Below are 9,745 nucleotides of genomic sequence, written 5' to 3'. Positions count from 1 at the left end.
CGGATCGTCTGCAAGGCAACAGCGTCGCCTGAACAAAACGCTTCACCGCAGTACCCCCGAAAAGCCCGGCCTGATCAGCCGGGCTTTTTCGTGAGCGCCGAGTTTGATTTCGAGACAAACGAAAACTTGTGGCGAGGGAGCTTGCTCCCGCTGGACTGCGCAGCAGTCCCCTTCTTTACGGCTGAAGAAGGGGTCGCTTCGCGACCCAGCGGGAGCAAGCTCCCTCGCCACAGATTAAGTGCTGCACTTGAATGAACAGGATCAGGCCTGATCAGCCGGGCTTTTTCGTGTGTTCTCTGGGCTGATTGCGCATTACTTGCCTCTAAATCTGACAATGTTTTCCACCCGCGACGTCGCACACCTCAGGAGTGATGGCAAACGGCTACGCTCTCGACGGCTTCTCACCCCCCTTCCAATCAAAACCAGCCAATGACCCTGTGGCGAGGGAGCTTGCCTCCCCGTTGACCGCCCGTACTCGGTGCAGCAGCTCCTTATTTTTTGGGGCTGCTTCGCAGCCCAGCGGGAGCAAGCTCCCTCGCCACAGGGTCAGTGTGTGGTTTCGTCCGTACCCTGCTTCACTTCTTGAAATCCTGGTGCCATGAGTGAATTTCTGGCAGAAATTTTATGTTTGCTACTCTTAGTACGCGACAGCGAAATAGAAGACTGTGACTGCAAAAAAGTCGGTCTACACTTCCTTCGCACTGATTCACACAATTCGAACCAGCGTGACCACAGGGAGCTGCAATGCGCATTCCATTATTTTTCGCGTTGTCAGCTGTGTTTTTTGTGAGCGGATCTTCCGGCGCAGCGACGCCCGTGAATACCGCCGCCCCCGCGCCTGCAAGCACTGCCGCTACGACTCCCGTCGCAGCGCCCGCCACGGTACCCGCCAAAGACCCGGTGTTTACCCAGGAACAACTGGATCAAATGCTCGCGCCCATCGCGTTGTATCCGGATCCGCTGCTGGCACAATTACTGATGGCGTCCACCTATCCCGGAGAAGTTGCCGAGGCCGTCACCTGGTCCAAAGCGCACCCGGACGCCAAGGGCGATGATGCGGTCAAGCAAGTGGCGACCCAGCCTTGGGACCCGAGTGTGCAGGCGCTGGTTGCGTTCCCGCAGATGTTGGCGACACTGGGACAGGACCCAGTCTGGGTGCAACGCTTGGGGGATGCTTTCCTGGCACAACCCGACGATGTCATGAATGCCGTGCAACGCTTGCGGCATCAGGCGCAGGCAGCAGGCAACCTGCAGAGCAACCAGTATCAGAACGTGACGATCCAGAATGCCGCGCCCCCGGCTCCCGCGCCTGCGCAGGAATCCGCGCCCGCAGCTGCGGCCCCCGCCAGCAGCTCCACCATCATCATTCAGCCCGCCGATCCGCAGGTTGTGTACGTACCCACCTATAACCCGACCACCACCTACGGCACCTGGCCCTATCCCGCGTCGCCGCCGGCGTACTATCCACCGCCACCTTACTATTACCCCGGTCAGGCATTGATGGCCGGGTTGGCGTTTGGTACCGGTGTGGCAATCGTCGGGGCGTTGTGGGGCGAATGTGACTGGGGCAACAACGACGTCGACATCGACGTCAATCGCTACAACAACATCAACGGCAACAACCGCATCAATTCGAACAAGTGGGAGCACAATGCCGCTCACCGCAATGGTGTTCCCTATCGCGACAACAGGAGCCGCGAACAGTACGGTCGCCAACTGAACGGTGCCAATCAGCGTCAGGCCTATCGCGGCGACAATGCCCAGCGCGCCCAGGCTCGGGAAAATGCCCGCAGCTCAATGGACCGCGCCGGCATCGAACGACCTGCCACCAGCAACCTCGAAGCTCGTGATCGGGCGCGCGAAGCCCAGTCCCGAGCCTCGGCCGGCAATCGCATGCAGGGCGGTGCCGACAGAACGAACACGGCAGATAGAGCCAGGGCGGCTGATAGAGCGAGGGCCGCGGACCGAAGCCAGGGCACGACCAGAAACACTCGGGAAGCGCAGCAACCGAAGAGGCAGACCACTCAAGCGAATCAGCGCAACGCCCAGGCGCGCCAAACGACGCAAAAACGCCAGACCACACCGGCCGTCAACCGGGGCAGTGCCCGCAACAATGCCTTCGCCGGAGCACGCTCACCGTCGCAAACCAACATACAAGCCAATCGTGGCCGGGCCAGCCAGGCATCTACTCAGCGCCCCAGCGCCTCGCGGTCAGCCGGCCATCAGGTCAGTCGGCCGTCCAGTCCACCAGCGCGTTCCAGGGGGGGCCGTCGTTGAATATTCATCCTCGAGTAAAGGCACGCAAGGGCGTGCTGCTTCATGCCTTGGCGATCACAGTCGGTTTGGCGTGGTCGGGCATGGCGGCGGCACAGCAGGAATTCCCGACGCCGGAGAAGGCCGCTGAAGCCTTCGTCGAAGCGTTGGGTAAAGAACATGCCAATCACGAACGCCTGACCGAGATACTCGGCAAGGAATGGCGTAGTTTCATCCCGCGCGAAGGTGCCGAGCGCAAAGACGTGGAAGCGTTTTTGAAGCAATACCACGAGCAACACCAGTTTGAAAAATCCGGCGACAACAAGGCGATCCTGTCGGTTGGCAGTGCCCACTGGACGCTGCCGATTCCCATCGTTAAAAGCGCGAACGGTTGGCGCTTCGACATCAAGGGCGGCAGTGCCGAAGTCCGTGCGCGCCGGATCGGCCGCAACGAGCTCGACGCCGTGCAATCAGCGTTGGCCTACCACGATGCCCAAATGGAATACGCGTCGGTGGATCGTGACGGCGACGGTGCGCTGGAATATGCGCAAAATATCTACAGCTCCCCCGGCCAGCACGACGGCCTCTATTGGGCGGACGACGACAGCGGCCAGATCAGCCCGTTGGGCCCCACGTTCGGCAAAACCATTGCCGGCGAAGCCTGGCATGGTTATCACTTCCGCATCCTGATGGGCCAGGGCCCTTCGGCACCGGGCGGCGCCTACAGCTACCTCATTGGCGACAAGATGAGCCGAGGTTTTGCCCTGATCGCCTGGCCGGAGAAATACGGCGATACCGGAGTGATGAGTTTCATGATCAGCCATGATGGCCAGGTCTTCGAAAAAGACCTGGGACCGGATGGGGAGAAAGTGGCGCAGGCAATGAAGCTCTTTGATCCGGACGACAGCTGGAAAGAGGTGCCTGCTGATGAGGAGACGCCGGACTGATTCAGACCTTGCCTGCCCACTCAAGGGTCGGCGATGGGTGATTTGATTGATGAACGGGCGCCTCAGGCGCCCTTTTTCTTGTCAGGGTTTTTAAACGTTACTTCTGGAGCCTGTAGCTTTTCTGACACCGGCCAACTTGCTGAAACCTTCGATATCGAGCGGACGGCTCAGGAAATAACCTTGGCCTTCGTCACACGCCACCGCTTTTAACAAAGTCAATTGCTCGGCCGTCTCAATGCCCTCTGCCGTCACGGTGAGTGACAACGCCTGCCCCAACCCAACGATCGCCTGAATGATGGATTTGTCGTCATCGCTTTCCGCCAGCCTGTTCAGGAAGCTGCGGTCGATTTTCAGTCCATCGAAAGGGAATGTGCGCAGGTAGCTCAGGGACGAATAACCAGTTCCAAAGTCGTCCATGGCGATCCGAACGCCGAGACGCTTGAGCGAATGCATCACTTCCAGCGCGCCTGCCGCATCTTCGAGCATGACGCTTTCGGTGATTTCCAGTTCAACCCGGCCCGGAGCGATACCCGATTCGAGCAGTGCTTGCTGCACGCGCTCCACCAAATTCCCTCGCTTGAATTCGGAGGGCGAAAGGTTAATGGACACGAACAAATTGTCCGGCCACTGCACGGCGTACCGGCAGGCGGTATCTATCACCCAATTGCTCAAGGCAATAATCAACCCTGTTTCTTCGGCAATAGGAATAAACGTATCGGGCGGTATCAAGCCACGCTCAGGATGCTGCCACCGAACCAGCGCCTCGGCCCCGACCATCTGCCCGTCGGCGATACGAAAACGCGGTTGAAAATGCAGGCGCAATTCATTGTGCTTGATGGCGAAGCGCAGGTCGCTTTCCAAACGACGGCGCTCGATGATTTTCGCGTTCATGTCACCAGCGTAAAAGCGCCAGGTGTTACGACCTGCGGCCTTGGACTCGTACAACGCGATATCGGCATAGCGAAGCAGTTCAGTTGCCTCGGTGGCGTCATTGGGCGCCATCGCGATTCCGATGCTGGTGCTGACGAACACTTCCTGTTCATCGATCAGTATCGGGTGCTCGATGGACTCGATCAGGCGCCGACAGAGCGCCTCGACTTCGTCTTGTGAGCGCAAGTCCGTGAGAATCAGAACAAACTCGTCCCCACCAATGCGGGCCACAAGGTCGCCATGGCGAATACACTCGGCCAGGCGATTCGACACTTCATTGAGTACCCGGTCACCGGCCGCATGCCCGAGCAGGTCGTTCACCGGTTTGAATCGGTCAAGGTCCAGGCTGAGCATGACCAATGGCTGCTCTTGCGTCGGGACCGCCTTGAGTTTGCCGTCAAGAAACTCCTGGAGCCGCGTCCTGTTGGGCAACCCGGTCAGGGCATCATGCTGTGAAAGGAATTCGATGCGTCGACGGGCTTCGACTTCGTCCGTGACGTCCGTCGAAGTCCCACGGAAGCCTCCACCGGTCATCTTTCGCGCCGAAAGACGAGTGATTCGCTCTTGGCCTTGGGTATCGACGTAGCGGCACTGAACGCTGATATCCGGGCGACGGTTCGGGATGCTCAGCCACTGAGAGACCGTGCCTAACTCGGTGCGCAGCAGGTCATCCATCGCAGCACCGATCCAACGTTCCCTGGAAAGCCCTGTCACACCTTCAAAGCGTTCTGACAGGTAGGTGAAGTGCCAGCCCGCGTCTATTTCCCATACCCAGTCCGAACTCGCTTCGACGACGTCGCGAAAACGTGCTTCGCTGGTGGCCAGGGCAGCCTGACTGTCTTGCAGCGAAGCGTAGCTGGCGTCAAGCGCCCGGGCACCCACCGTGGTGCGACGCAAAATGACCCAGGTCATCAGGCACACCAGCAACGCGGCGATCCCCACCAATGGCAAACCCAGCCCCAACAATCGCTGGCCGGGCTGGGGTGGGTTCCAAACCAAAGTGCCCGCCTCGCCGTTCTCGCCTAATGGAAAGACGGATAGACCCTGCGCTTCCTCGGAGGTAGCCACGCGCAGGTCGTCGACCCCGTAATCCCGGCCCAGTGATTCGAGTCTGGCGCTGTCCAGGATGTCGACGAAAATCAACACCGACGGCGCTCTGTCATCCCGTGAAACGGTCGGGTCTGTGCCCGGCGTAATCGCTGCTGCGGCGACCAGCGCCGGCACGCCGTCAATATTGACGAAGGCTGTCGTCGGCGTCTCCGATTCCGCCCCCGCGCGTGCCTTCTCAAGAATCGCGCCCATCGATTGCTTGAGCCATTGCGAGGCGTCAACGGGTTTCAGTTCACCCTTGATCACGGCGTACACCGTGCGATCGGCATCATTGACGACAAACAGCCCCTGAAACCCGAAATCCGCGTAAAGCGTAGGCCCAACATTTTGCCGAACATAAGCCCAATCGGCGTCCACCTGCGTATGCAGGTGCTTGTAAGCATCGCCCCAGAACGCGTAATCCCTGACCGTCGAAAGCGTCGACTTTTCCAGGGATTGCACCGCCTTCTTCGTATAAAAGGCGCTCTCGGCCTGCTCTGTCCTGTTTAAATCATTCGCCAGGTAAACCAGCAAATAACTGGCGAGTAAAAAGACCCCGACCAGAAGCCACAGAAACTTGAAAAGAGAAGCGCGAGTCAACGCAACGCTTGATCGATTAGACGGCGTGTTTGCGATAGTTCGGGGGGTATTGGGCATAGATTCCCGCAAGAATTCAAGACAAGTAGGTTGCACCACTAGCTATCGACTGTAGTAGATAAACAATGAGTGCTCACCTGATGACTTCCGACCGACACCCCATATTCGACGATCGCCGTCGATTCCAAGTGAGTACAGGCCTACAGCCATCAGGTTTTTTTCGTTTCTGCGCCGCTTTTGCATTTCTGTGCGACAGATCGCACTTAAGGGCTGCCGCATCACTCCTTCACGGTGTTAGTTTGCAAATGTTTCTGATTAAACGATCAGATATTTCTTACAAACCGCCTGCAAAGGAATGCCTTACCCATGGATTTTTCACTCAAGCATCTGGCTGCGGCCACCCTGATGTTCGCCAGCCTTTCGGCGTTTACCACCGCCGCACACGCCAATATCACAGCGCAACAGAGTTCGGCCATCCTCAAGAAGTTCAGTGATTCTTCGGTCACGGATTTCCGGGCGTTCCTGGGAAGCCTGGCCAAGAGCGATGTCGCGAAAACCGCTGACCTCGGCACGGCCATCAGTGCCTTCCTCGACAACAAGTCGCTATCCGCCGAGCAGCAAAACGAAATCCATCGCCTGCTTGGCCTGTATGCACGGGTGAAATACGGCAGCGCAGCCACTGAAACCTTGCGCGAATTGGTGGCGATTCCGACCGTGCGCGTGGACGGCGTTGCCCAGCACGAGAACCCGGAATTCCTGAAGATCGCCGATAAGATCAAGGGCCTCGCCCAGGCGTTCAACCTGAACTTCCGCAACGTCGACAACCGCGTCTATGAAATCTCCCTGGAAGGCACGGGCGACGAAGTCGTGGGCATTCACGCCCACGCCGATGTGGTGCCGGTGACCCCGGAAAACTGGGTGCTGCAGGACGGCACGCGACTCGATCCGTTCAAGGTCACCCAGATCGGCGACCGCATGTATGGCCGGGGCACCGAGGATGACAAGAACGGCATCGTCGTCGCGCTCTACGCCATGAAAATCATCAAGGAAGAGAAGCTGCCGCTGGCCCGTAACTTCAAGCTGCTGGTCGACACCACCGAAGAAACCACCGGCGACGCCATCCCCTACTACTTCGAACGCAACCCGACGCCCAACTACAACCTGGCGCTGGATGGTGGCTACCCGGTGGTGATTGCCGAAAAAGGCTACGGCACCGTCATGGCCAGTTTTGCCAAGCGTAAAGCTGAAGGCAAAGGTGCAGAAATCATCTCCATGACCGGCGGCCTGGCCACCAACCAGATTCCGTCGACATCGGTCGCCACGTTGCTGACAGACAAGCCCGCCGAATTGGCCGCCAGCCTGCAAAAGGTCGGTGCCGAGTACGCCAAGCGCAATGGCGGTAACTTCCAGGTGGCGGCGAAGGTCGACGGCAAGGACGTAAAACTGACCGTCACCGGGGTTTCTGCTCACTCTTCCGAGCCCGAGTCCGGCGTCAACCCGGTGGCACGGATGCTCGATTTCATTAATGGTCTGGACGGCAAGGTCGCGCTCAAGCACAACCAGATCACCGACGCTGCACGCTATGCCGCTGACAACTGGGGGCTGGATTATCTGGGTGGCAAATTGGGCGTCGGTTTTGCCGATGAGTTCATGGGCCCGCTGACCACGTCCCTGACCTATGTCGGGGTGGACGACAAAGCCTTCAAACTGGCGGTCAACCTGCGCGTGCCGAAGGGCAAATCGCCGGAAACGCTCAAGTCGGAAATCGCTGGCAAGCTGGATGCCTGGAGCAAAAAGACCCACATCACACCTGCTTTCGATTACTCGATCGCCGAGCCGATGTATCGCAACCCAGAGGGTGAATGGGTCAAGGCGCTGCTCGCCGTGGCCAGCGAAAACCTGGGCATGGAACACAAGTTCGGCACTTCCGCCGGCGCCACTTCGGTCCATGAACTGCCCAATGGCGTGCAATTCGGCCTGGCGATGCCGGACGTGAAATACACCGGCCACAACGACAATGAGTTCAAGACCACCGAGCAATTCCTGCTGGACTTGCAGATCGTCACCGAGATGATGGGACGCATCGGGCAGTTGCCGAAACTCTGATCCACCTTCCCGGGCCCGCCGTTCTGGCGGGCTCGCTTGCTTTCAAGGGTGGCCGCTGGTCGGCCAACCTTGCTCTATAGATGCTGATTGCATACATTTGAGTCCATGGACTCAAATCAGGTAGCAAAAATGGCCGTCCCCCTCCAAGCCCAAGGCTTCAGCAAAAGCCAGTGTGTTGCCGGTTTGCGCGCCGCCGTGGGCATCCTGGAAAAGTGGCGGGCGTCGAGCGATCAGGCGTGTCGCATCTTGCGCATTTCCCGCAGCACTTACACCCGTGCCCGCCAGCGCGATGCCGATTGGGCCGTGGCGCTGGATTCCGATCAGATGCAGCGCATCAGTTTTGTGCTGAACATTCACGCCGCCCTGCGCCTCGTGTTCGATAACCCGGACAACGTCTACGGCTTCCCGGCGATGGCCAACCACAACGAGTTTTTCAACGGCCGCTCACCGCTGGAGATCATGGCTCAGGGCGACATGATTTCCTTGTATGAAACCTTCCGGCGCATCGACGTGCTGCGTGGCGCGCAATGGTGACGGTGAGCGAACTGCCTGCGCTGGCCGGCGCGTCATTACAGGCTTATCGACTGGTCAATTCGAAGTTTCCGCCCATTGCCTTGTTCGATGACGTGGCGGACGCGGATGAGTTTGAGGTGCTGTATCAGATTCAGGCGCTGACCAATCCCCGGCTGAAGAATGAAGTGGGTCAGCTGGAGTTGATTGCGCGCAGCGAGATTCCATTCGGCATTCCTGGCTGCTCTTACGCGATTGCGCCGTTTACCCACGTCAACCCAGCCGGGTCGCGGTTCAGTGATGGGCGTTTTGGCGTCTTGTACCTGGCGGATTCCATGGACACGGCACTGGCTGAGGTGCGGCATCATCAGAGCCTGTATTGGTCGCACGTGCCGGGTTTGAACTACGAGCGGTTTGTGTTTCGAGGGTTGGCTTGCGCGTTCGTGGAGGCCGGGATGAGGGATGCCACTTCCCTGCCGATGAATGATCCGGTGTATGCGCCTGATGATTACAGCCATTCCCGTTTGTTGGGCCGGGCGATCAGGGATGCAGGCCATTCTGGTCTGCGATACCACTCGGTGCGGATGCCGGGTGGTTATTGCTGGGCGTTGATGACGCCGAGGCCAGTGTCTTCAGTTGTTCAGGCCGCGCATTACGAGATGGTATGGAATGGGCAGATCACCAGTGTGAGCAAGATCAGTGAGGCTTGAGTGGGACTGCTTCGCAGTCCAGCGGGAGCAAGCTCCCTCGCCACAAAGGCATTTGCGCGCGGATGCGGTTGGCCGGGTTGACTGAATGATCCTAAGCGCGACCGTTGAACCTGTGGCGAGGGAGCTTGCTCCCGCTGGGGTGCGAAGCGCCCCGCTTATCCCACAATAAGCACAACCCAAGCCTGTAGGAGCCGGCTTGCTGGCGATAGCACTTTCAAGGACGCCATCGCCAGCAAGCCGGGCTCCTACAAAAAGCCGTCTCTACCATCCATTGACTGCGTCAATAGCCACCATCAACTCAATGAAGTTCTCTTAAAAAATCCGCGGCGTAACATCAGCTCCATACCAACCAATAACACCCCGGAGCACACGATCATGAAACGCCAAACTATCCTCAGCATCGCTTTCTCGGTTTTTGCAGTTAACGCTTTTGCCGCTACCGCTACTCAGCCAGTTGTCGCTGAAGGTGGCTCGGATCGTCTGATTGAAAGCCGTGTGGCTGAAGGTGGTTCGGATCGTTTGATCCAGAATCGTGTCGCCGAAGGTGGCTCTGACCGCCTGATTGAAAATCGCGTTGCGGCTGATGGCTCCGATCGCCTGCAA

Annotated in this window: 7 protein-coding genes; 6 read left to right on the top strand and 1 reads right to left on the bottom strand. The window is 58.7% G+C overall.

Features of this window, described 5'->3' with window-relative positions; genetic code table 11:
* Positions 1-744 precede the first annotated feature (744 nt).
* The gene (locus NL64_RS04660; protein WP_034146979.1) at positions 745-2,277 is read left to right on the top strand and encodes a DUF3300 domain-containing protein; all 1,533 of its coding nucleotides are present in this window, start codon (positions 745-747) and stop codon (positions 2,275-2,277) included.
* 80 nt (positions 2,278-2,357) lie between these two features.
* The gene (locus tag NL64_RS04655) at positions 2,358-3,200 is read left to right on the top strand and encodes a DUF2950 domain-containing protein (protein WP_052321198.1); all 843 of its coding nucleotides are present in this window, start codon (positions 2,358-2,360) and stop codon (positions 3,198-3,200) included.
* Between the two features lie 90 nt (positions 3,201-3,290).
* Here the strand turns inward: NL64_RS04655 and NL64_RS04650 are convergent, their stop codons facing one another.
* On the bottom strand, positions 3,291-5,876 hold the full coding sequence (locus NL64_RS04650; protein ID WP_034146977.1) for a bifunctional diguanylate cyclase/phosphodiesterase: 2,586 nt from the start codon (positions 5,874-5,876) through the stop codon (positions 3,291-3,293).
* A 306-nt stretch (positions 5,877-6,182) separates the two neighbouring features.
* On the opposite strand from NL64_RS04650, the gene NL64_RS04645 reads away from it, so the two are divergent.
* From NL64_RS04645 to NL64_RS30885, 4 genes are all read left to right on the top strand, one after another.
* The gene (locus tag NL64_RS04645; protein ID WP_034146976.1) at positions 6,183-7,922 is read left to right on the top strand and encodes a dipeptidase; all 1,740 of its coding nucleotides are present in this window, start codon (positions 6,183-6,185) and stop codon (positions 7,920-7,922) included.
* Positions 7,923-8,051: 129 nt separating this feature from the next.
* Positions 8,052-8,456: an antitoxin Xre-like helix-turn-helix domain-containing protein gene (locus tag NL64_RS04640; RefSeq protein ID WP_034146975.1), complete on the top strand. Its 405-nt coding sequence runs from the start codon at positions 8,052-8,054 to the stop codon at positions 8,454-8,456.
* Positions 8,450-9,142, top strand: a complete 693-nt coding sequence (locus tag NL64_RS04635) for an RES family NAD+ phosphorylase (protein WP_034146974.1) — start codon at positions 8,450-8,452, stop codon at positions 9,140-9,142. Before NL64_RS04640 ends, NL64_RS04635 begins: the two co-directional genes overlap by 7 nt.
* A 375-nt stretch (positions 9,143-9,517) precedes the next feature.
* Positions 9,518-9,745 (top strand): hypothetical protein (locus NL64_RS30885; protein WP_034146990.1); only part of this gene is annotated, 228 nt, incomplete at its 3' end.

The sequence above is a fragment of the Pseudomonas fluorescens genome (assembly GCF_000802965.1).
Classification (GTDB): domain Bacteria; phylum Pseudomonadota; class Gammaproteobacteria; order Pseudomonadales; family Pseudomonadaceae; genus Aquipseudomonas; species Aquipseudomonas fluorescens_A.
Note: the sequence above shows the minus strand (reverse complement) of the source record. Positions and strands in the feature narration are given on the sequence as shown.